The sequence below is a fragment of the Pseudochelatococcus lubricantis genome, assembly GCF_011762225.1.
Lineage (GTDB): Bacteria > Pseudomonadota > Alphaproteobacteria > Rhizobiales > Beijerinckiaceae > Pseudochelatococcus > Pseudochelatococcus lubricantis.
This window is the reverse complement of sequence record NZ_JAASQI010000011.1, coordinates 25,453-47,931: the sequence shown is the minus strand read 5'-3', so window position 1 is coordinate 47,931 and position 22,479 is coordinate 25,453. Positions and strand designations below refer to the sequence as shown.

The 22,479-nt window shown below is 66.0% G+C and carries 21 protein-coding genes; 10 read left to right on the top strand and 11 right to left on the bottom strand.

The window, feature by feature from the left end; genetic code table 11:
* Window positions 1–38 precede the first annotated feature (38 nt).
* From coaD to FHS82_RS18575, 3 genes are all read right to left on the bottom strand, one after another.
* On the bottom strand, window positions 39–539 hold the full coding sequence (coaD, locus tag FHS82_RS18585) for a pantetheine-phosphate adenylyltransferase (RefSeq protein WP_166955726.1): 501 nt from the start codon (window positions 537–539) through the stop codon (window positions 39–41).
* Window positions 540–3,269 (bottom strand): DNA gyrase subunit A, encoded by a 2,730-nt coding sequence (gyrA, locus tag FHS82_RS18580; RefSeq protein ID WP_246225443.1) that lies wholly within the window; start codon window positions 3,267–3,269, stop codon window positions 540–542.
* Between the two features lie 252 nt (window positions 3,270–3,521).
* Window positions 3,522–4,604: a MerR family transcriptional regulator gene (locus FHS82_RS18575; RefSeq protein WP_166955724.1), complete on the bottom strand. Its 1,083-nt coding sequence runs from the start codon at window positions 4,602–4,604 to the stop codon at window positions 3,522–3,524.
* 253 nt (window positions 4,605–4,857) lie between these two features.
* Here FHS82_RS18575 and FHS82_RS18570 point away from each other — a divergent pair, with 253 nt between their 5' ends.
* The 3 genes from FHS82_RS18570 to FHS82_RS18560 all read left to right on the top strand — a co-directional run bounded on the left by FHS82_RS18570 (window position 4,858) and on the right by FHS82_RS18560 (window position 7,332).
* Window positions 4,858–5,319, top strand: a complete 462-nt coding sequence (locus FHS82_RS18570; RefSeq protein WP_166955723.1) for a DUF3775 domain-containing protein — start codon at window positions 4,858–4,860, stop codon at window positions 5,317–5,319.
* Window positions 5,320–5,355: 36 nt separating this feature from the next.
* Entirely contained in the window at window positions 5,356–6,459 is a 1,104-nt protein-coding gene (locus FHS82_RS18565) for a hypothetical protein (RefSeq protein ID WP_166955721.1), read from the top strand.
* A gap of 123 nt (window positions 6,460–6,582) precedes the next feature.
* Window positions 6,583–7,332, top strand: a complete 750-nt coding sequence (locus FHS82_RS18560; RefSeq protein ID WP_166955719.1) for an SDR family oxidoreductase — start codon at window positions 6,583–6,585, stop codon at window positions 7,330–7,332.
* A 235-nt stretch (window positions 7,333–7,567) separates the two neighbouring features.
* Here FHS82_RS18560 and FHS82_RS18555 read toward each other — a convergent pair whose 3' ends face one another.
* The 3 genes from FHS82_RS18555 to FHS82_RS18545 form a co-directional block, all read right to left on the bottom strand.
* Entirely contained in the window at window positions 7,568–8,602 is a 1,035-nt protein-coding gene (locus FHS82_RS18555) for a ribose-phosphate diphosphokinase (RefSeq protein WP_166955718.1), read from the bottom strand.
* Window positions 8,603–8,640: 38 nt separating this feature from the next.
* Entirely contained in the window at window positions 8,641–9,078 is a 438-nt protein-coding gene (locus FHS82_RS18550; RefSeq protein WP_166955716.1) for a universal stress protein, read from the bottom strand.
* Window positions 9,079–9,297: 219 nt separating this feature from the next.
* A complete protein-coding gene (locus FHS82_RS18545) occupies window positions 9,298–10,248 on the bottom strand; it encodes a DMT family transporter (RefSeq protein ID WP_166955715.1) in 951 nt (316 codons plus the stop codon).
* Window positions 10,249–10,465: 217 nt separating this feature from the next.
* Between FHS82_RS18545 and FHS82_RS18540 the strand changes: the two genes are divergently transcribed.
* Window positions 10,466–11,134 carry a DUF1345 domain-containing protein gene (locus FHS82_RS18540; protein WP_166955713.1) on the top strand — a complete coding sequence of 223 codons (669 nt, stop codon included), beginning with the start codon at window positions 10,466–10,468 and terminating at the stop codon, window positions 11,132–11,134.
* Between the two features lie 19 nt (window positions 11,135–11,153).
* Here the strand turns inward: FHS82_RS18540 and FHS82_RS18535 are convergent, their stop codons facing one another.
* On the bottom strand, window positions 11,154–11,555 hold the full coding sequence (locus tag FHS82_RS18535) for a lysozyme inhibitor LprI family protein (protein ID WP_343042624.1): 402 nt from the start codon (window positions 11,553–11,555) through the stop codon (window positions 11,154–11,156).
* A gap of 155 nt (window positions 11,556–11,710) precedes the next feature.
* Between FHS82_RS18535 and FHS82_RS18530 the strand changes: the two genes are divergently transcribed.
* On the top strand, window positions 11,711–12,106 hold the full coding sequence (locus tag FHS82_RS18530; RefSeq protein ID WP_166955712.1) for a barstar family protein: 396 nt from the start codon (window positions 11,711–11,713) through the stop codon (window positions 12,104–12,106).
* 146 nt (window positions 12,107–12,252) lie between these two features.
* Here the strand turns inward: FHS82_RS18530 and FHS82_RS18525 are convergent, their stop codons facing one another.
* On the bottom strand, window positions 12,253–12,867 hold the full coding sequence (locus tag FHS82_RS18525; protein ID WP_166955711.1) for an acetate uptake transporter: 615 nt from the start codon (window positions 12,865–12,867) through the stop codon (window positions 12,253–12,255).
* A gap of 252 nt (window positions 12,868–13,119) precedes the next feature.
* Here FHS82_RS18525 and FHS82_RS18520 point away from each other — a divergent pair, with 252 nt between their 5' ends.
* Window positions 13,120–13,455, top strand: coding sequence for an efflux RND transporter permease subunit (locus FHS82_RS18520; protein WP_246225435.1), 336 nt, complete (start codon window positions 13,120–13,122; stop codon window positions 13,453–13,455).
* The gene (locus tag FHS82_RS18515; protein ID WP_166955709.1) at window positions 13,452–13,919 is read left to right on the top strand and encodes a hypothetical protein; all 468 of its coding nucleotides are present in this window, start codon (window positions 13,452–13,454) and stop codon (window positions 13,917–13,919) included. The genes FHS82_RS18520 and FHS82_RS18515 overlap by 4 nt, the downstream gene beginning before the upstream one ends.
* Window positions 13,920–13,999: 80 nt before the next feature.
* On the opposite strand, the gene FHS82_RS18510 is transcribed toward FHS82_RS18515, so the two are convergent.
* From FHS82_RS18510 to FHS82_RS18500, 3 genes are all read right to left on the bottom strand, one after another.
* The gene (locus tag FHS82_RS18510; protein WP_166955708.1) at window positions 14,000–14,767 is read right to left on the bottom strand and encodes an IclR family transcriptional regulator; all 768 of its coding nucleotides are present in this window, start codon (window positions 14,765–14,767) and stop codon (window positions 14,000–14,002) included.
* A 129-nt stretch (window positions 14,768–14,896) separates the two neighbouring features.
* A complete protein-coding gene (locus tag FHS82_RS18505; RefSeq protein ID WP_166955707.1) occupies window positions 14,897–16,525 on the bottom strand; it encodes a hydantoinase B/oxoprolinase family protein in 1,629 nt (542 codons plus the stop codon).
* Window positions 16,525–18,576 carry a hydantoinase/oxoprolinase family protein gene (locus FHS82_RS18500; protein ID WP_166955706.1) on the bottom strand — a complete coding sequence of 684 codons (2,052 nt, stop codon included), beginning with the start codon at window positions 18,574–18,576 and terminating at the stop codon, window positions 16,525–16,527. The genes FHS82_RS18505 and FHS82_RS18500 overlap by 1 nt, the downstream gene beginning before the upstream one ends.
* 410 nt (window positions 18,577–18,986) lie before the next feature.
* On the opposite strand from FHS82_RS18500, the gene FHS82_RS18495 reads away from it, so the two are divergent.
* The 3 genes from FHS82_RS18495 to FHS82_RS18485 all read left to right on the top strand — a co-directional run bounded on the left by FHS82_RS18495 (window position 18,987) and on the right by FHS82_RS18485 (window position 22,474).
* Entirely contained in the window at window positions 18,987–20,516 is a 1,530-nt protein-coding gene (locus FHS82_RS18495; RefSeq protein WP_246225434.1) for an ABC transporter substrate-binding protein, read from the top strand.
* A 198-nt stretch (window positions 20,517–20,714) separates the two neighbouring features.
* Entirely contained in the window at window positions 20,715–21,662 is a 948-nt protein-coding gene (locus FHS82_RS18490) for an ABC transporter permease (RefSeq protein WP_166955703.1), read from the top strand.
* Window positions 21,659–22,474: an ABC transporter permease gene (locus FHS82_RS18485; RefSeq protein WP_166955701.1), complete on the top strand. Its 816-nt coding sequence runs from the start codon at window positions 21,659–21,661 to the stop codon at window positions 22,472–22,474. Before FHS82_RS18490 ends, FHS82_RS18485 begins: the two co-directional genes overlap by 4 nt.
* The last annotated feature ends 5 nt before the right edge of the window (window positions 22,475–22,479 follow it).

Below are 22,479 nucleotides of genomic sequence, written 5' to 3'. Positions count from 1 at the left end.
ATGACAGAGAAATGATCCGGGGCAACCCCCGGAAAGGCTCAACCGGCCGCGATCCGTTCCCGCAGCCGCTGCGCGACGCGCCCGGGCACGAACTGCGACACGTCGCCGCCCATCCTGGCGATCTGGCGCACGAGCGTCGCCGTGATGTGGCGGGTGCGGGACGACGCGGGCAGGAACACCGTCTGGATATCCGGCGCCATGGCGTCGTTCATGCCCGCCATCTGCATTTCGTAGTCGAGGTCCGTGCCGTCGCGCACGCCGCGAATGAGCAGCGACGCGCCGAGACGGCGGGCGGCGGACACCACGAGGTCGTCGAAAGTCGTCACCTCGAACGCCACGCCCGCCGCCGCCGCGATCGGCGCGCATTCCTCGTGCAGCATGACGGCGCGCTCCTGCGCGGTGAACAGCGGCGTCTTGCCGGGGTGGATGCCGATGGCGATCACCACCTTGTCGGCAACCAGCACAGCGCCGCGCATCACGTCGATGTGGCCGTTCGTCACCGGATCGAACGACCCTGCATAGATCGCCACGCCTGCCATTCAGATGTCTCCCTCGCCGTCGCTTTCGCCTTCTTCCCCGTCCTCCGAGACGCGCTCGACCGAAACCACGCGCTCGTCTGCGGAAGTGTTGAACACGATCACGCCCTGCGCGGAGCGGCCGGTGAGCCTGATGCCGTCCACCGGCACGCGGATCAGCTGCCCGCCGTCGGTGACGAGCATGATCTGGTCCGACGTCTCCACCGGGAAGGAAGCCACCAGAGGGCCGTTTCGCCCGTTCACCGCCATGGCGACGATGCCCTTGCCGCCGCGCCCGGTCGTCCGGTACTCGTAGGCGGACGTGCGCTTGCCATAGCCGTTCTGCGAAATGGTGAGCACGAACTGCTCCGCCGCGCCAAGCGCCGCGTAGCGCTCCTGCCCGAGGGCGAAGTCCTGCAAGCGCCCCTCGAACGCGCCCTCCTCCCGGGTACCTTCCTCCTGAGCCTCGTCAGGCCCGATATCCTCCTGAACGGCCTCGCCGGCTTCCGTGCCGTCGTCCGCCTCGCCGGTGGCCGCGCGGCGCGCGGCGTTGGCGAGCCTGAGATAGGCAACGCGCTCCTCGGCGCTCGCCTCGACGTGGCGCAGGATGGACATGGATATCACCCGGTCGTCCGCCGCCAGCGCTATACCGCGCACCCCGGTGGAGTCACGGCCCTTGAACACCCGCACATCCGACGTGGGGAAGCGGATCGCCTGCCCCAGCGCCGTGGTCAGCAGCACGTCGTCGGCCTCGGTGCTGATCTGCACGTCGACGATCTGATCGCCCTCGTCGAGCTTCATGGCGATCTTGCCGGCGCGGTTCACCTGCACGAAATCGGAGAGCTTGTTGCGCCGCACGCCGCCGGACGCGGTGGCGAACATCACATCGAGCGCATCCCAGCCGGCCTCGTCCTCCGGCAGCGGCATGATGGTGGTGATCCGCTCGCCCTCCGTGAGCGGCAGGATGTTCACCAGCGCCTTGCCGCGCGCGTTGGGCGCGGAGAGCGGCATCCGCCAGACCTTTTCCTTGTAGACCTGCCCGCGCGAGGAGAAGAAAAGCACCGGCGTGTGCGTGTTGGCGACGAAGAGCCGCGTGACGAAATCCTCGTCGCGCGTCTGCATGGCCGCGCGCCCCTTGCCGCCGCGCCGCTGCGCGCGATAGGTGGAGAGCGGCACGCGCTTGATGTAGCCGGCGTGCGAGACGGTGACCACCATATCCTCGCGCTGGATCAGGTCCTCGTCGTCGACATCGGAATCCCATTCCACAATCTCGGTGCGGCGCGGGGTGGCGAAAGCGTCGCGCACGGCGATGAGTTCATCGCGCACAATGCCGAGAATCCGCTCCCGCGAGCGCAGGATATCGAGATAATCGGCGATCTCGGCGGCGAGCTTGTTCAGTTCGTCCGAGATTTCGTCGCGGCCGAGCGCGGTGAGGCGCTGCAGGCGCAGGTCGAGAATGGCGCGCGCCTGCGTTTCCGACAGCTTGTAGGTACCGTCCGCCTGCACGAAATGACGCGGATCGGCGATGAGCACGATGAGCGCCTCCACGTCCCGCGCCGGCCAGTCGCGCGTCATCAGCGCCTCGCGCGCGGTGTTGGGATCGGGCGAGGTGCGGATGAGGCGGATGACCTCGTCGATATTGGCGACCGCGATCGCGAGGCCAACCAGCACATGGGCGCGATCGCGCGCCTTGTTGAGCAGGAAGCGCGTGCGCCGCGCCACCACGTCCTCGCGGAAGTCGACGAAGGCGGAGATCATGTCGCGCAGCGTCAGCAGCTCCGGCCGGCCGCCGTTGAGCGCCACCATGTTGGCGCCGAAACTCGACTGCAGGGCCGTGAAGCGGTAGAGCTGGTTCAGCACCACGTCGCCCACGGCGTCGCGCTTCAGCTCGATGACGATGCGCATGCCCTCGCGGTCCGACTCGTCGCGCAGTTCCGCGATGCCCTCCACCTTCTTCTCGCGCACCAGCTCGCCAATGCGCTCCACGAGCGTCGCCTTGTTCACCTGATAGGGAATTTCGGTGACGATGATGGCTTCGCGGTCCTTGCGGATTTCCTCGATGCGGCTCTTCGCCCGCATGATGATGGAGCCACGCCCGGTGGCGTACGCGGAGCGGATGCCGGCACGGCCGAGGATCGCCGCGCCGGTGGGAAAGTCCGGCCCCGGCACGATCTCGACGAGCTGCTCCAGCGTGATTTCGGGATCGGCGATATAGGCGATGCAGGCGTCCACCACCTCGCCGAGATTGTGCGGCGGGATGTTGGTCGCCATGCCCACGGCGATGCCGCCGGCGCCATTGACGAGCAGGTTGGGAAAGCGCGCCGGCAGCACGACCGGCTCCAGCTTCGACTCGTCGTAGTTGGGGCGGAAGTCGACCGTGTCCTTGTCGATATCCTCGATGATGGCCATCGCCGGCCGGGCGAGGCGCGACTCGGTGTAGCGCATGGCCGCCGCCGGATCGCCGTCGACGGAGCCGAAGTTGCCCTGCCCGTCCACGAGTGGCAGGCGCATGGAGAAGTCCTGCGCCATGCGCACCAGCGCGTCATAGATCGAGGCGTCGCCATGGGGGTGATATTGACCCATGACGTCGCCGACGATGCGCGCCGACTTGACGTATTTCTTGTCCGGCGTGTAGCCGTTCTCGTGCATCGAATAGAGGATGCGCCGGTGCACCGGCTTCAGGCCGTCACGCAGGTCCGGAAGGGCGCGGCTGACGATCACGCTCATGGCGTAATCGAGGTAGCTGCGCTTCATCTCGTCGATGATCGAGACCGGCTTGATATCCCCCCCCGGCGCGCCCGCGCCGGGATTGTCGTTGTCGTCTGCCAAATCGTCTGCCAAGGAAAGCCTTCCGGAATACCACCTGTGACTGGAGCGACTCCCGTCTAAACCATCCGGCGGAAAATTACCACCACGGCAGGACGAAAGGCCGGACTATCGCGTGGAAGAACCGCAATCGCCCGAGGGGGTTGCCTTGGCGGGGCCGATCCGGCGGCCGCGGTGGCCTCAGAGCGACGGGCCGGCGTAGAGGCCGGCGAAGCGGCCGTCGGCCGCCAGCGTGAAGCCCCACTCCTGCCCGCCGTTCTCGAAGCGCACGTCGTAGACGTCCCAGCCCATCGGGCTGACGCCCTTGAAAGAGAGGCCCTGCAGCTGCCCCAGCCGCTCAAGCTCGTCCCGGATCGCGCCGGCCTGCTCGCGCGCGAGGGCGGCGAGCGGCGGCGTCATGCCGTCATAGTCCGGCTCGCCGAGCCGGTGCTCCGCGATGACACTGCGCAGCAGCGCCTCGCCGTCCGGCAGCGGCGTCCCGTTTTTCACCCGCGCGGCGAGCGCCTCCTCGATGTTGCGGGTGATCTCCTCGCCGACGCGGGCGGCCGGCTGCTCATAGCCGTTCTGGTGCAGGACGAGGCCGGACACGACGCCGCCCGCCCCCCGCGTGAAGACGATCTGGGCCGGCACCACCTTGAGAAAGAACGCATCCTGCGCCTCCGGAAAAGCCTCCACCTCGGGCTGGCCCGTCACGCGGACGAACAGGCGGTCCTCCTTGCGCGTGACGACGAGGCCGATGCCGTCGGCGAGGAGGTAGTGGCCGGCGTAATCGGCGTAGAGCACGGGATCGAGCCGGATTTCGGTCCGCGGCCTCGCCTGTTCGTAACGATGCCAGGCGATGGCGTCCTGCGATGTGTCGGTCATGTTGGTCTCCTTTGCGAGTGTCAAGAGTTCATCGGTAGAGAGGAGCGCGCCGGCCGCGATCTTCGCCCGCAGGGAGCCGACGAGGCGAAGCCCGCGTTCCGCACGCTCGCGCAGGTCTTGCAGAGTCTGCTGCTGCATCGCCAGCAGGCCGTCGAGGTCGGCTCCCTGCCCCGACAGCAACCGCGCGATCCCGGACAGGCTGAGCCCCAGCCGCTTGAGGGCGACGATCTCGGCGAGCCGCGCGATTTCGGCGGGGCCGTAGAGCCGCCAGTTCTTCTGCGTTCTCCGCGGCGCGACGAGGCCCTGACGCTCGTAGACGCGAAGGGCGCGCACCGTCAGCCCCATGCGTTCCGCGCATTCCGCGGCTGTCAGCAAGACATCTTCCCTGCGCTTCGTCATCGTGGCCTCCTCACTCTTCGCGTTGTACGGTATGACCTTGGGTACGGCTCAAGAGGCTATTTCCAGAAAAGAATCCGGCTTGACCTGCATCAACGACGGCGCGCCGCGTCCTCGCCTAGCATGACCGGAGCGTTTTCCGGCGGGGCGTCGCGAAACCGCTCAAGAATGAAGCGCGGAGCCTGTACCGACCCGGGGGAATCGGCGACGATACAGGTGGGCCGGGCGGCCAGTTCCCCTCATGGAGGAATGAATCATGCAGGCGAAATCGACACAGACGGAAGACACCGAAGGCGAAGGCGACGACGGCACGGTGCTCACGATCTCCCCGGAGAAGGTCTGCTTCATCATCATCAAGGCGCGGGAGTTCGACGCCAAGGACGAGGTGACGGAACCCGATCCCGGCTCGAACCCCGCCGACGACATGGGCGTCGCGATTCTGGAGAGCCACGGGGACGACCCGGTCGCGCAGGAGCTGACCGCGTTCATCCGCGCGCTGTCGGAGGACGAGCAGGTCGATCTCGTGGCCCTCACCTGGCTCGGCCGCGACGACTACTCGGCGGAGGACTGGCCGGGCGTGCGCGAGGAGGCCGCCGGCGCGCACAACAAGCGCACGGCCGAATATCTGCTCGGCACGCCGCTCGTCGGCGACTTCCTCGAAGAGGGGCTGGCCATACTCGGCTACTCCTGCGAGGAATTCGAAACCTCCCGGCTGTAGGCGGCGCTGAGGCGGGCCGATCCGAAGAGTGCGCACATGGCCGAGACGCCCGGACATCTCCGCACCGCACAGCCCTCCCGGCCGGAGGTCCGGCTTGATGAGAAGGTTGCGTTTCTCCGCGACCCGCGCAGTTATGCGGAGGGCACGCGCGCGGTCGAGGCGCGTGAAACCCATATGTCATGGGTCTTCCTGACGGACGAACGTGTCTACAAGCTCAAGAAGCCGGTGCGCTTTCCCTATCTCGATTTCTCGACGCTCGGGCGGCGCGCGGCGGCCTGCCGCGCCGAGCACAGGCTTAACCTGCGGCTGGCGCCGGACGTGTATCTCGCCGTCGTGCCGCTCGCCGCCTCTCACGCCGGCCTCGCCATCGATGGCGACGGCGAGGTGGTGGACTGGCTCGTCGTCATGCGCCGGCTCGACGCCGGAGCCTGTCTGGAAGCGGTGCTGCTGGCGGGGCAGTTGCAGCCGGTGCACGCGGAGCGCATCGCCGCCACGCTGAAACGCTTCTACCGCCACGCCAGCCACGTGCCCGTCACGCCGGAACGCTGCCTCGCGGACTGGCGCACGGCGACGCGCCTCAACCGGCACATCCTCTGCAACCCGCGTTTCGGCCTGCACACGGGCCTCATCGACCGTATCGCCGCCGTCCAGCGCCGCTTCCTGCGCGAGCGCGCCGGGCTGCTGGCGGCGCGGGTGCTGGCCGGGCGCATCGTAGACGCCCACGGCGACCTGCGCCCCGAGCATATCTGGCTGACGCGCCCGGTGACGATCATCGACTGCCTCGAATTCGATCCCCACCTGCGCGCACTGGACCCGCTGGACGAAGTAGCCTTTCTGCATCTGGAATGCGAACGGCTCGGCGCCCGCTGGGCGGGCGAGCGCATCCGCCGGCGTCTCGCGCCCATGCTGGGCGAAGACCGCGCCCCCGGCCTGTTCCAGTTCTACCGCAGCCAGCGGGCCATGCTGCGGGCGAGGTTGTCCATCGCGCATCTGCTGGATGCCAGGCCGCGAACGCCGGAGAAATGGCCGCGGCAGGCGCGCGCCTATCTGAAACTGGCGGCGGGGGATGCCGGGCATCTCGAAAGACTGCGCAACGCAACAGTCCGGGTGAGAGCCCGGCCGGTCTCCGCGCTTGCCTGAAACAACCCTTGGCCAAAAACACCGCTTGCCTGAAACAACAGGCCAGATTCGACCGCAAGAAACGGGTTGGCGTTGCGCCCGGCTATCGCGAAAGTCCGGCCTCCCGTTCATTGGAGGTCAATCATGGGCATGTTGCAGAACAAGGTCGCCGTCGTCACGGGCGCATCGTCGGGGATCGGCCGCGCCGCCGCGCTGCTGTTCAGCGCCGAGGGAGCAGCCGTCATCCTGAATGCCAGAGGCGAAAAGGGCCTCAATGAAGTAGCGGAGACCATTCGCGCCCGGGGCGGAAAAGCGCGTATCGTGGCCGGCGATGTCAGCCTGCCGGAAACGCACCGGGAGCTGGTTGCCGAAGCCACGGCGGCCTTCGGCGGCCTCGACATCGCATTCAACAACGCAGGAACCACCGGCCCCGTGCGGCTCCTCGCGGATGTCGCAGTGTCGGAATGGCAGGAGACGCTTGCCGCCAATCTGACGGCTGCCTTCCTCGCCAGCCGCTGCCAGATTCCAGCGATGCTCGCACGGGGAAGCGGTTCGATCATCTTTACATCGAGCTTCGTCGGCACAAGCGTCGGGCTACCCGGCATGGCGGTTTACGCGGCCGCGAAAGCGGGGCTCATGGGACTGGTGAAGGGAATCACCGCGGACTATGCAGAAAAAGGCATCAGGGCCAACGCACTCCTGCCCGGCGGCGTCGACACGGCCATGGCGGGCGATCAGGCCCAGAAGGAATGGGCCGCCGGTCTGCATGCCATGAAGCGGATCGCGCAGCCGGAAGAGATCGCCCGGGCCGCATTGTTCCTTGCAAGCCCCATGTCGAGCTTTGTCGCCGGCTCAGCCCTGTTCGCCGACGGCGGCAACGCCGCCGTCAAGTAACGGAAGGAAGGGGCTCCACGAGGCTGCTGCGGGAAGCCGGAGCGCCGGACATTCAGGCCGAAACGCACCGCCGCCCTATCCGCCTGTTTTAGAGCGCGTTCCGATCAGATGATTCCATCGGATCGGAACGCGCTCTAGAATCTGTCCTGTTTATGTTGAAACAGGACAGATTCTAGATTTCTTATTTTGAGCGAATTCTGATCGATCAGATGATTCCATCGGATCGGAACGCGCTCTAGAAAACGTTGAGTTCCGTCAGCGGTTCGTTGCCGTGCAGCCTGCGGATCGCCTCGGCGAACAGCGGCGCGGCGCTTGCCACGTCGAGCTTGTCGCGGACGGCGCCTGCCGGCAGGCGGAACGGGGGAACCGTGTCCGTCGTGATGATGCGCCGGATCGCCGGATCGGCAAGGGCCTCGGACGCCCCTTCCATGAACAGACCGTGCGCCACGCAGGCGATCACGCAGCCGGCACCGCCGTGCAGCGCGGCGTGCGCTGCACGCACCAGCGTGCCGCCGGTGCTGACGAGATCATCGACGACGATGCACGTGGCATCGCGCACGTTCCCGGCGAAAAGATCGCCGGAGACGACACCGCCGCTGCGGTGCTTCTCCACGAATGCCTTGCCGACCGGCCGGCCGATCGCGCGTTCCAGAGCCTCGCGGAAGAGGTCGGCGCGCTTGGCGCCGCCGAGATCGGGAGAGACGACGGCAAGCGGCTCCGCACCGACGAGCTGCCGGACCTGCGCGATGAGGACGGGCGCCGACGTCAGCGCCACCGCCCGGCAGCGGAAGGCGTTCTCGAACGCCGTTTCGTTGTGGACTTCCAGCGTGACCACGGCGTCGGCACCCACGGCCTCGAACAGGGCGGCGACATAGCGCGTCGTCACCGGATCGGACGGCTTGGTCCGGCGGTCCTTGCGCGCATAGCACAGATAGGGCACCACGGCGGTGACGCGCGCCGCGCCTGCGTCCTTCAGCGCCGCGATGAAGAACAGCAGCCGGCAGAGCTTGTCGTTGGCGCTGGCGAGCGGCCCGCCGTGGAGACTGTGCAGGACGTAGACATCAGCGCCGGCGACCGGCACCAGCGGCCTGATCTTGTGCTCCCCGTCCTCGAATTCGCGCTCCTCATGGGCCGCGACATCCACGCCGAGCACCTGCGCGACCGACCGGCCGAACCCGTCGCTCCCCGCCAGCGCGAAAAACAGCAGCCGCCCCGGCGCGGCGGACGGAAAGACGGCGGGCGCCGGAGCCCGGGAAGCGCAAGCCTGCATTGTCCCTCACCTCCCGAATGCCCCCCGCGCGGGCGCCCTCACCTGTAGACGAGAACGGGAACGGTCGAATACGTCAGCACCTTCTGCGCAACGCTGCCAAGCACCAGAGCGCTGATCCCGCGCCTGCCATGCGAGGCCATGGCGATGAGATCGCACCCGCGCTGCGCGGCCGTCTCGATGATGGCGAGATAGGGATCGTCGCTCTCGGTCTGCACCGCCTCGCACGGCACGCCGAGCCGCTTGGCCTCGCGTTCCGCCGCCGCGAGGATGTTCCCCGCCTGCGTGCGTGACAGCCTCTCATACTCCGCGCGCGTCGATTCAAGCTGCTCCGGCGAGGCCGTGAAGATGCTGTAAGGCTCGATCACCGTCAGCACCGTCACCTTCGCGCCCGCGTCCCGGGCGAATTCCAGCGCTGCCTGCATCGCCGTGGTGGACAGTGGCGAGCCGTCGTCGGGAATCAGAATATGGCTGAACATCATCGTCTCCGTAACATTGATCCGGAGCATCGGCGGCCAAGCACACCGGCCCACCGTCATCGCATGGGGAGTTTACAGTGCTGTCTTCCGATTTACTTTTCCCCCCTGTACGATCTCACAAAGCCGACGCCAGCTAATTGACGTCGATCAACAGGAATCATTCCTGCGTTGCGCGGACTTCGCCGCAGACCCGTGAAGCCGATACCGCGGCTTCCTGCATCACGCCGCGCTTGCCGACACGGCCGCAGGCTTCCTGTGCGCCGAAATGCAGGAGACGACGCTCAGGACGACCAGCGCGAAGGCCGCGCTCTCAAAGGGGGTCGGCAGGCGCTGCTCCCACAGGAAACCGTAGACCAGCGCGAACAGCGTCTCGAACAGGATCATCTGGCCGACGAGCGTCAGCGGCAGCAGCCGGCTCATCCGGTTCCAGAACACGTTGCCGACAATGGACGCGAGCAGCGCCACGCCCGCGCATATCGCGGCAAGCTGCGCCCACGCCGCCGGGGAGTGGCCGCCGCTGCCGAAAGCGAAGGCCAGCGGAACGAGAACGAGCGCCTGCACGCCCGTCACCACGCCCGTGAGCAGGTTCCAGTCATGGCCCGAGACGTTGTCGAGGCGCGCCAGCCAGCGACTGTTGCCGACGGCGAAGGCAGTCCACGACACGAGGGCGCCGATGGCGCACAGCAGCCCCGCAACCTGCGCGCCGAGGGAGCCGGATACCGGCACCGCCAGCGCCTGCCAGCCGATGCAGACGACGCCGGCGACGCACAGCAGGAGCGACGGCACGAGCCGCCGCAGCGGCACGGCATCCCGGTCCCGGCTCCCGACGATCGTCACCGCGACCGGCAGGAAGCCGATGACGAGGGACGTCATGGCGATGCCGCCCGTCTGCACCGCGCTCACCAGCAGGATATAGTAGAGCGTGTTGCCGGCCAGGGCGAGCCACGCCAGCGCCAGCCATTCCCGCCGCGTCAGATTCTGCGCGAGCCTGCGCCAGCGCGGCGCGATCAGGATGGCGGAGATCAGGCCGTAAAAGAGATAGCGACCCGCGGCGAGATGAAGCGGGCCGAAGTCGCGCACAAGCTCCGGCGCGAGGAACACCAGCCCCCACAGCGCACCAGCGGCCATGCCGCACGCGATTCCCGCCAACGTCCTTTTTCCGTCCGACATCTGCATCTCCGCCCGGGCGGCGGGCCGAAAACCGGAACCGTGCCGTGGGCTTGTTAAGAACCTTTGTCAGGAGTTCTTATTATGCATCCGGATTGCCGTCATCAACCGCCGGTATCATCGGCGCCGGAAATTCGCCCTTCCCCGCCGGAGCCCATTGCGGGACGGCCGGCTTTCCGGGATAAACCGACAAGACCTGTTTGCTGGCGGAGTCGTATCCATGTCTAACCGTAACGCGGCGGCAAGCCGTCGGCGGGTGGGGAACATCATCGCGCCACCCCGGTTCATCGCGTTCACCATCATTCTGCTGGTAGCGGGCGCAGTGGCGATCCCGGTCCTCGGCTGGCGGCTCGGCTTCATGGCCGGTTTCGATGCCGCCGCGCTGCTCTTCCTCGCATCGTGCTGGCCGCTGCTCGACAACGAGCCGAGCGAGATGCGCACGGCGGCCAAGTTCAACGACGCCAACCGGGCCGGCCTGCTCGCGCTGACCAGCCTCGTCACCCTCGTCATCCTCGCCGCCGTGGCCAGCATCCTGACGCAGGGCGGCGCCCGCGACCCGCTCACCATCGCACTGATCGTCGCGACGCTCATGCTGGCGTGGGCGTTCAGCAACGCCATCTACACGCTGCACTACGCGCACCTGTTCTACACCTCCGGCGACGAGGGCAAGGACCGGGGCGGACTGTCTTTCCCCGGAACACCCGAGCCCAATTACGTCGACTTCGTGTACTTCGCCTTCTGCCTCGGCATGGCCTTCCAGACCTCGGACGTCGCGGTCACCGACTCCCGCCTGCGCATGGCCGTGACGGTGCACTGCATCGCGGCCTTCATCTTCAACCTGGGCATCATCGCCTTCAGCATCAACGTGCTGGGCGGCGGAGGAGGATGACGCGGCGGGCGCGTCCGCCTCATTTCGGCGAGAAGAACCTGCCGTATTCCTGCAATTCGCCGGTTCGGGCAGCGATGACCTTCGCGCGGCACTCGCTGAAGTTCAGCACCTGCCCTTCCCGCCCCCAATCGCCGTTGGCATAGAAGTTACAGGACGATTCCTTGTAGGCGTTCCACAGACGCTGCTCCGCCAGCAGATCGGTCTTGGTCTGGCCGTCCGTCTGGCCGTAAACCTGGTGCCATACCTTGTTCAACTTCGCATCCTCGCGCGCGACCCAATCGCCGCCGCATTGCGCCCACGCGGTATTCGTCCCGTCCGCCTTGGCGATGCACTGGTCATACGCGGCATCGGCCAGCGCCGATCCGCTCGCGGCAACCAGAAATGCGATGGCTGAAAGCGCCAGTCCGGAAAATCGTTTCACGTTGTGTCTCCTGAATGTACGTTGGAAACCCCGCCGGGGTCCGCGTGGCTTCCGGCCGGAAATTCTGACCGCAGTATGCTATAGTCGGGCGAGGCCGGCGCGGGGTATCTCTTCCCTTTTTGTGCAGACGGCCCGGTGAGGCTGTGCGGGACCGGATGTCGAAGAAGATCCTGACCATCGATGGCAACGCCATCAGCGACATTCCCTCGCTCTACGAGGAGATCAATCGTGTATTCATGGCCGGGGAAGACTGGAAACTCGGCCCGAGCCTGGATGCGCTGGACGACATGCTCTACGGAGATTATGGCGCCGCCAAAGGCGACGAGCCCGTCGTTCTGATCTGGCAGAACATGGACAAGAACAGGGCCGACCTGGGATTCGAGGCGACACGGGAATTCTATCGCGAGAAGCTGAGGCGCCCCGAAATCTTCGATCTCGAACGGATAAGCAGAGACCTCGACGCACTGGAAAGGGGCGCCGGCCCGACATACTTCGAAATCGTGCTGCAGATCATCGCCGGCCATCCCCGTATCGAACTGCTTGCCCGTTAGGGATTGTCCGCATTCAGCGATTACCTTTGGTGTCCGTTCCGATGCATGGTCTCCACATGAGATGACACCGGCAGACCGCCCGCGCGCGATGCGCGGGTATGCCGTGGCGGACATCCGCAGTGTCGACGCCGCCAGGGCAGTTTGCGTCAGCGGAGCAGCGGCTTTCCGACCGGCAGGACGTCATAGCCGAAAACATCGATGAAGATCGTATGCGCCATGACATAGAGCGCGAGAGCCGAGCAGATCATCAGCTCGTAACCGGCGATGACATTGAAGACGGGCGCGCCGAAATGCCCGATGACCAGCAGGATGAAGCCGATCAGCAGCGTAATGAAGACGAGTCCGAGCCCGGCGCTGATGCGCATGGCGCCTATCGTCATGATCGCCGTATAGATCGTCCAGACGACGAGGAACCAGCCCAGGTCCGAGGCGCTGACCGGAAAGAGATCCATCGCGCTGGCGATCTGGATAAGGCTGAGCGCGATCCAGAAGGAGCCATAGGAGGTGAAGGCGCTGTAGCCGAAATTGTTGCCGGTCTTCGCTTCCTGCAAACCGGCGATGAGCTGCGCCAGACCGCCGAACACGATGCCAAGCCAGATCACCGGACCAAGCGAGACCCACCCGACATTGTGGAATTGCAGAAGCAGCGTGGCCATGCCGAAGCCTGCCAGGCCGACGACAGCCGGGTTGCCGTGCCTGGTCACTTCGGGCGTGGCGACAGGCGCGGCTGCAATTGGGGGAGACTGTGAAGCGAGGGTCATATTCATCGGACGTCCCTGGAATTGAGTGGCTTCGGAAAAAGCGGCGGTTCCAGTTCGGGACTTATACCGGGTGGTGGTGACGGTTTAATTTTGGGGAGTCACGTATCGCGGCCGCCGGCTGGTGGGGAGAGCCTGTTGCGCCATGTCCCCGGGGAAGAGGGCTTGACAAGTCAATAAACACGTTCAATAAACATGTTCATTGATGGCACGCGCCTGTGCGTCATGCCGCGGGTAAATGAAAAGCCCGGCGGGATGCGCGCGACGCTGCCAATGGGGCATTCGATCGAGACGGGCAGCGCCGTGGAGAAATCGGAAAAGGGAAGTTCCTCGGTTTTCGCGGCCATCCCGGTCAAGCTGATCGTCATTATCACCCTGCTCATGATGCAGCTTCAGAGCCTCAGCCGCATGGGACTTGCCATCCTGATGACCCGCTTCGGCGTCGTCGGCATCGTGGCCGCGCTGCAGCCGACAGGCGCGCCCATGGGATTTGTGGCGCAACGCGGCATCATCGCGCTTTCGGGCATGATCATCCGCAACGCCGTCATCCTGATCCAGACAGCCGAGGAGAGCGTAGGAGATATGTTATGACATCACGAGACCTAATATTCCCTACAGCGACAGAGACCGCGCAAAACGCACGGCAAAAACGCGAGGCCGAACAGGAGCGCCTGCGCCGGTTTCGGGCAAGCGGCGATATTTCAGTCGCCCGCGCGGAACTCGTCGAATCTCTTCTGTTGCCGGACGACTTCAAGGTCGACGAAGCCGTGCGGCATGTCGCGATCCTGATCCGCTCTGCCAGCGAACGAGGCCTGATCGAGACTCTCGTTTACCGCTTCCCGAGCGAAGTACTCGCGGATCGCGGCAGGGCGATCATCGCCGGCGACGCGGACTGGCCGGACTCTCTGCGCGGACAGCCATTGGTCATGTATAACCTCTGGCGAGAGCACCTGAAGCCGCTGGGCTATGGCCTGCGCATCGAGATTCTGGACTACCGTAACGATCTGCCCGGCGATGTCGGCGCGTTCATGTTCTGGGGCGCGGGCGATAGCTGATCGGCGAACTCTTACGGTCAGAATTCGCTCAAAGTAAGGAATCAGGAATCTGTCCTCTTTCAACGCAAACAGGACAGATTCTAGAGCCCGTTCAGCTGAGCGACAGGCTGGTCGAGATGCTGGCGCATGATGCGGGCGATGTCGCTTGCGGCATCGTCCCTGAGACCGCCGATGGGGGCCAGCACGGATACGGCTGCCTCGCAGTTGAACAGCTGTTCTGAATACGCCGGCACGGAGAGCGTCAGGTTGGCGATGTCCATGGAGTCGCGTCGGCCGTAGACGAAACCGTCCCGGCGGAACTGCGCTATCTCTGCCCGGATCACGGCGGGGTCCACGCTCCAGACCCCATAGCGCGGCTCGTTGATCTTCAGGGCGCGCTCGCAGGCTTCCGACGGCATCATGGCCAGAAACACCACGCCGGCGAGGCCGACGCCGAGCGGCAGACGCCCGCCGACGCCCTGGATGAGGGATTGCGCCGTGATCACGCCCGTCTGGAAGTCGAGACAGACGGTATCGAGCCCCGCCCGCACCATCAGGAAGCTTGAGAGCCCCGTTTCGGCGGTGATCGACATCAGGGCGGGCCGGAAAACGGTCACCAGATCGTTGATGGACGGCGTGCGATGAGCGAGCGCGTAGATGGCCGGGCCGAGCCGGTAATTGCCGCGCCGGCCGGTCTGGTCTACGAGGCCGTATTCCGCCAGGGAGACAAGCGCGCGGTGCACGGCGGACTTGGCGTCACCCGTCGCTTCCGCGAGGCTGGCGAGGCTCATGCCTGCCGTGCCCGCGCCGCCGAGGGTGATCAGGATCTCAGCGGCGCGCTGAACATTGGATGATGCCTTCTTGTTCATGACAGCACGGACCCGCGATACAGTCGCTACGGACAAGTCTTTGAAAAAAGGGGCGGAAGACCGCCCCTTTTTTCTCATGTGGCGTGTTCGGCGGCGCGTGTCAATCGCGGCACGGGGAAGACGCCGGCGCTACGCGGAGAAGCGGCCCTCGCGGACGTCGCGCTGATGCGCTTCCGGATTCCGCCGGCTGGCCGGGCCGTATCCACCCGCCCCCGGCGTGACGATTTCGAGCAGGTCGCCGGGCTTCAGATCCGCCGAGCCATTCTCGAAGGCGTCGCGGTCGCCGTTGAGCGTGAAGTAGCCGGAAGCGCCGGCACCGCCGCCGTCGAGCCCCCACGGGCGCGACACGAGGCGCGAGCCCATCACCTGGACACGGCACTCCGCCTCGGCCCTGTAGACGCGCCGCAGGCCGAGACCGCCGACGAAGGTGCCCTCGCCGCCGGAGCCGTCCACCAGCTCGTAGCGCATGAGAGTAATCGGGTACTCGGTCTCCATCGCCTCGACAGGCAGGTTCGAGGTGTTCGTCATGTGGACATGAACGCCGTCGAGGCCATCCTTGTTGAAACGCGCGCCGTTGCCACCGCCGATCGTCTCCAGGTAGACCCAGAGCGCTTTGTCCGGGCGGCGCCCGTCGAAGCTCGCGACCGCGACCGAGCCGTTTGCCGCTGCCGTCACCCGGTTGGGAACGACCTGCGCGAACGCGCCGTGGATCAGGTCGACGACGCGCTGGCAGGCGGTGATGCGGCCATCGACCGCCGCCGGATGCGCACAACGCAGGATCGTGCCTTCCTCGGCCGTGACGTGGATGGGCCGCGCCAGCCCGGCATTCGGCAGAACGGTGGGATCGACCACCGTCTTGACCGCGTAGTATACGGTGGCGAGCAGCGCCGTGTACACGACGTTGAGGCCGGCGCGCACCTGCGGCGGGCTGACGAAGTCGAGATGGACCTCATCGCCCTTGACCTCGATCGTCACGGAAAACGCCAGCGGGGTGGCCAGCGATTCGCTGTCGAAAGTATCGCTGAAGCGGTAGGTGCCGTCGGGAATCGCGCTGATGCCGGCGCGCATCTTGCGCTCGGCGTAGTCCATCAGCTCGGCGCCCGCCGCCAGCACGGTGTCGGTGCCGTACTTCGCGCACAGTTCGGTCATGCGGGTGACGCCGAGGCGGTTGGCCGCCGTCTGCGCCCGCAGGTCCGAGATGCGCTCCGCCGGCACCTGGCAGTTCAGCAGGAACAGGCGCTGCACGTCCTCCTGCAGCACGCCCTTGTTGCAGAGGCGGACCGGCGGAATGCGCAGGCCCTCCTGATAGATGTGCGCGTGTCCGCGGTCGGCGAAGTCGGAATGATGGGCGGTGTTGATGGCCCAGGCGACCAGCCTGCCCTCCGCGAAGATGGGCTCCGCCACCACGATATCCGGCAGGTGGGTGCCGCCGCCCTCATAGGCGTCGTTGCCCATGAAGATATCGCCCGGCGCGATGTTCTCCAGCCCGTAATGCTTCAGCACGTGGGGAATGAAGTCGATGAAGCTGCCGAGATGCATGGGGATGTGTTCGGCCTGGCACAGCATCAGACCATGCGCGTCGAACAGCGCGGTCGAACAATCGCGCCGTTCCTTGATGTTGGTCGAGTAGCTGGCACGCACCAGTGCCTCGCCCATTTCTTCCACGATCGAGGCGAAGGCCGAACCGATCACCTCGATGGTGATCGGGTTGAGGCGGCTTGCAGGGGCGGCCTCGGCGTGCGGCAAGGACTGTTGCATTACCGGGACTCCAGAATGAGGTTCAGATAAGGATCGACGGTGGCGACGAGCCCCGGGGGCAGGACGGTCGTGGTGTCCATCTGGTCGATGATGGCCGGGCCCTCGATCCGGTTGCCGGGGCGCAGCAGGTCGCGGTTGTAGAGCGTGGCGGGGATGAAGCCGCCGGCTTCCACCATCCAGACATCCCGCTTGCCGGTGACGGCGGCGCCGGCGTCCGGGCCTGCGTCCTCCTGCGGCGGGAACGTGGCCTTGTCGACGAGCCCGATCGCGGAAAGGCGGAAGGTGACGAACTGAACCGGCTCATTCTCGGCGATGAAGCCGTACAGCTGGCGGTGGGCGTCGAGGAAGCCCTGATGCAGTGCATCGAGGCTGGCCTGCGCCACCGGCCCCTCGGGAAGCGTGACAGGGATCTCATAGTTCTGGCCGGCGTAACGCACGTCCACGCTGCGCTCGATGCGACGCGCTTCGGGCGCGATTCCTTCCTGGGCAAACCAGGCGTCGGCCTGGGCGGCCAGCGCGGCATAGGTCTCCCCCACCGATGCGGGGGTGGCGTCGTCGTGGCGGATCATCTGCGTGGCCGAGAAATCGGTGCGCAGATCGGTCATCAGCAGACCCAGCGCGCACAACACGCCCGGCGTGCGGGGAATGAGGATGCGCTTCATGCCGAGTTCGCGCGCCAGGCGCGCGGCATGCACCGGGCCGGCGCCGCCGAAGGCGACGAGGGCGTAGTCGCGCGGGTCGTAGCCGCGCTGCACCGAGATGACGCGGATGGCCTTGGCCATGTTGGCGGTCACGATGTCGAGAATGCCGCTCGCCGTCTCCAGCACGCCCATGCCGAGCTTGTCCGCAAGCCGCGCGACAGCGGCACGCGACAGCGACTGGTCGATCTTCATGCGGCCGTTGAGCAGATATTCGGGGTTTTGCGTCTGCAACAGCACGTTGGCGTCCGTCACCGTCGGCTCTTCATTGCCGAGGCCGTAGCAGGCCGGGCCCGGATTGGCGCCGGCGCTGCGGGGGCCGACCTTCAGATGGCCGCCGCTGTCGACATAGGCGATGGAGCCGCCACCCGCACCCACGGTGTGGATGTCCAGCATGGGCGTCTTCAGCGGGTAACCGTGCACCACGGCCTCGTTCACCACCCGGCAGCGGCCATCGGTGAGCAGCGCCACGTCGGAGGACGTGCCGCCCATGTCGAAGGTGATCAGGTTGTTGATGCCGGTCATGCGCCCGAGCGCCTGGGCTGCCACGACACCCGTGGAGGGGCCGGAGAGCACCGTGCGCACGGGCAGCTCCGCCGCCGTGTCGAAGCCGATCACGCCGCCGTTCGATTGCGTCAGCTGCGGCGCGACGGCGATGCCCAGACCGGCGATCTTGCGCTTGAGCGCCTGCACGTAAACATGCATCACCGGGCCGAGATAGGCGTTCACGACCGTGGTGGAAAGCCGCTCGAACTCACGGAACTCGGGAGCGATGCGGTGCGAGACGGCAGCAAAAGCCTCCGGGAACTCCTCCGCCAGGATGCGCGCCGCCGCTTCCTCATGAGCCGCGTTGAGGAAGGAATACAGGAAGCAGACGGCGACCGAACGCACGCCTTCATCCTTGAGGCGGGCGACGGCGGCGCGGAAGGCCGCCTCGTCCAGCGCGGTCTCCACCCGTCCGTCGGCGAGGACGCGCTCGGACACGCCGATGCGCAGGTCGCGCGTCACCAGCGTTTCGGGCTTGTCGGCCTGCAGGTCGTAGAGGTCCGGCCGCTTCTGGCGGCCGATCTCCAGCAGGTCGCGGAAACCCTCCGTCGTGATCAGGCCGGTTCGCACGCCCCTGCCCTGAATGAGCGCGTTGGTTGCGACGGTCGTGCCGTGACCGAGGAACGAAACGTCGGCGGCCGCACCCTCGACGCGCTGCAGCCCCTCCTCGACGCCCTGTGTGATTCCGCGCGACGGATCGTCAGGTGTCGAGGACACTTTCCAGATCACTACCTCGCCCGTCGCGTCGTTGAACACGCAGACGTCGGTGAACGTTCCTCCGGAATCAACACCGATGCGCCATGCCATGAAACAGCTCCTTCACTGATCGGGACCCTTCCCGGGACCCTTCCCGAACTGGTCACCAGCTAAGTCGAAGAGACAGGAGTTGTCAATTTAGTTCCGATAATCATATTAAAAACTTTTTTTAATTCCTTTTATCGGAATATATGAGATGAAAAAGTCTCCTTCTGCCGTTTTTTGAGGCACAGGGAGATGTCGTATATTCCTATATTTGGAATTTAATTAAAAATGAAAACAGATAATCAGAATTGATTTGACGCTTCGCAAAATCGTACTTACTCTTTTCGGCGTGATGCGCGGGACCTCGGTCCCGAAGGAAGGGCTGTGCCCCGCACGGAATTTCCGTGGCGTCAGCGCGGCGTAAAACGCGTGTAGGAAGATCAGGTTCAAACACAACACCACAGGGGAATCCGATGATGCTGAATCGCCGTACACTTCTGCAATCGCTCATGGCTGCCGCCGCCATGGCGCCCATGTCGTCCGGCCGGCTGCTCGCCCAGGGCGCCGGCAAGAGATTGCGTATCGGTCTGTCGACCTATCCCGCCCATTTCCGTGCGTGGGTCAATGTCGGCTATGCCGGACATCTCGTGTCGGCCCTGCTGAACCGCGGCCTGCTGGCTTACGACACCAACGGCGTATTGGTCGGCGAGCTTGCGAAGAGCTGGGAGCGGGAGAGCGACCTCGTCTGGCGCTTCACGCTCGATGACGCGAAGTTCAACAACGGCCAGCCCGTGACCTCGGCGGATGTGAAGTGGACGCTGGAGAAGATCGCTGCGGAGGGATCTGGTGCCCACATGCGTGAGCAGGCCCTGCAGATCGACAGCATCGAGATCGTCGACGACCGCGTTTTCAAGGTGGCGACCAAGGAGCCCTCAGCGACGATTCCCGCCCTCATGGCCTACCCGTTCCTCGGCATCGTCGCCGCAGGCTCCACCAGCGAGCAGGACCAGGGCATCGGCGCCGGCCCCTACGTGCTCACCTCGGCGGAAAAGGGAGTCGAGATTCTGCTCACGGCGTCCGAGCACTATTTCAGGAACGGGCTGCCGACGCTCAAGGAAATCCACATCACGCCTTACGCCGACGAGAACCTGCGCGTGGCTGCCCTGCGGGCGGGCGACGTGGACCTCATCGACTACGTGCCCTGGAACGCGATGAACGACATCGCCGCCACGCCCGGCCTCAAGCTTGACACGCAGGCCGCCGGTGCGTTCATGTACCTGAGCTTCAACGGCTCGGGCGCCTTCGGCGACCCGAAGCTGCGGCAGGCGGTGTCCTTCGCCCTGCGGCGCGAGGAATTCGTACAGGCGGTGTTCTTCGGCCACGGCGCGCCGCTCGCGGGCGTTCCGAGGCCGTCGGTCTCGCCCTTCTTCAACAAGGAACTGGCGAACTTCTGGACCTATGATCCGGACAAGGCGAAGGCGCTGCTGAAGGAAGCGGGCCGCGAGAGCGGCCTGAAGGTCTCGCTTCTCTCGACCTCCCAGTACACGATGCATCGGGATATCGCGGTCCTCGTACAAAGCCAGCTCGCGGAGATCGGCATCACCGTCGACCTGATCCTGCCCGACTGGGCGACGCGCGTGACGATGGGCATGCGCGGGCAAGGCGACTTCGCGGTCCAGGGCGTCGGCATGGACAGCCTCGATCCCGACGCGACGAGTTCCCTCGTGGACCCTACGCGCGCGGCCCATTACAATTACAGCCGCGGCTTCGAGGTGCCCGGCCTGTCGGCCCTGCTGGCGCGCGGACGTTCGGAATTCGACGAGGCGAAGCGCGTCGCCATCTACGCGGCGGCGGATCGGCTCGCGTGTGAACACGCCAGCTTCTGCGGCGTCTCGTACCGTGCCACCGGCTTCGCGCGCAGCGACAAGGTCGGCGGTCTCGAACTGCTGCCCGACCAGCTCTCTCCGTTCTCCGCAAACCTGTTCGACAGGCTGACGCTGTCCTGATGCCCCGGCGGCGTATCCGGTGCGGGATACGCCGTCGTCCGCCTCCTCCCACAAGAAGCCGCCGCGCGGGATGCATTGCTCGCGTCCTCCCCGGGGCGGACGCCGCCTACTCCTTCCGAGGCAGCGGCGGGACAATAAATAGAGCCGTCCGCGCGCTTTCGCGGAACAGCGAGGATGCTCTAGCGAGGTTCAAAATCGATGGCATGGTTCCTGCACCGTTTCCTGCTCAGCCTTGTGCTGCTCTGGGTCGTGACGACGCTGGTTTTCCTGTCGATCCACATGGTGCCGGGTGATCCGGTAGAGCTTCTGCTCTCCCAGGACGGCGGCACGCCCGACAGGGCCACTGTCGAGATGATCCGCAAGGATCTGGGGCTGGATCGGCCGGTATACGTTCAATACGCTGACAAGATCGCCGGTATCGCGCGGTTCGACCTGGGCCGCTCCATCGTGGACGACAGCTCGATCGCCCAGGGTATCGGCCGGCGCCTGCCGCGCACGCTGGAGCTGATCGCCGCCGCGGCCGTGCTCAGCCTGCTGATCGGCATTCCCGCGGGCATCTACGCGGCGTTGCATCCCGGCGGGCTGTTCGACCGCGCCGGCTCCTATGCCAGCGGTTTCGCGCAGGGCGTGCCGGTGTTCGTCGTGGGCACGCTGATGATCCTCATATTCTCGCAGCTGCTGGGATGGATGCCGGCGGGCGGCTACGTCGCCTTCGAGCGCGATCCGGCCGCTCACCTGCGCTTCCTGCTGATGCCGGCATCCGCCATCGCCATCGGGCTTTCCGCCGTGGTTTTCCGCATCACCCGCGCCTCGATGAAGGATGTGCTGCCGCTCGATTTCGTGCGCACCGCCCGCGCCAAGGGCCTGCCGGAGTGGCATGTCGTGCGCCGCCACGTGCTGCGCAACGCGCTGATGCCGGTGATCACGATTTTCGCGCTGCAACTCGGCGGCCTGCTGGGCGGCACGGTCCTCGTGGAATACGTCTTCAACTGGCCCGGCCTTTCGGGAATGCTGGTCGGAGCGGTGAACGCGCGCGACTATCCGATGGTGACGGGCGTCATTCTCGTGGTCTCCGCGCTGTTCATCCTCCTCAATCTGATCGTGGACATCCTCTACGGCATCGTGGACCCGAGGGTGCGCAAATGATTTCAGCTTTTCGCAACACGCCGGCGGTGCTGCTCGCCCTTCTCGTTCTGCTCTGCCTGCTGGCGCCGGTGCTGCCGCTGCACGATCCCGTCGCGGTCAGCGTCGCCGAGCGCTTCGCCGGTCCGTCGTTCGCCCACCCGCTCGGCCGGGACGAATACGGCCGGGACCTGATGTCGCGCCTCGTCTGGGCGCTGCGCAGCGCCGTTTTCATCGCCGCGAGTTCCGCCTTCCTGGCCAGCGTCGTCGGCACCGCGCTGGGGGTGATCGGCGGCTATGTGCGCGGCCTGACGGAAATCTTCACCATGCGCGGCATGGACGTCATCCTGTGCTTTCCGCCGCTGCTGCTGGCGATGCTGGCCGTCACGCTCTACGGCCCCGGGCCGGTCACCCTCATCCCCGTGCTGGGGCTCGTCTTCGTGCCCTCCTTCACCCGCGTGGCCCATGCCAGCGTGCTGACGGTGCGCTCGCATGAATATGTCGAGGCCGCGCGCGGCATGGGGATGGGCGCAGGGCGGATCATGCTGCACACCATCCTGCCCAACATCGTGGGCCCGCTGATCGTCCAGTTCAGCTTCGTGATGGCAATGACGGTTGTGCTCGAATCCGGCCTGTCGTTCCTGGGGCTCGGCGTGCTGCCGCCCGCCCCGTCACTCGGTCTGATGATCGGCGCGGGACGCGCGACGCTCGCACAGGCGCCCATGCTTCTGGTGTGGCCCTGCCTGTTGCTGACGCTGCTCATTCTCGTGCTCAACGCCTTCTGCGACAGGCTGCGCGACCACTTCGACCCGCGCAGCGCCAGCGGCAGCAACTGAACCGG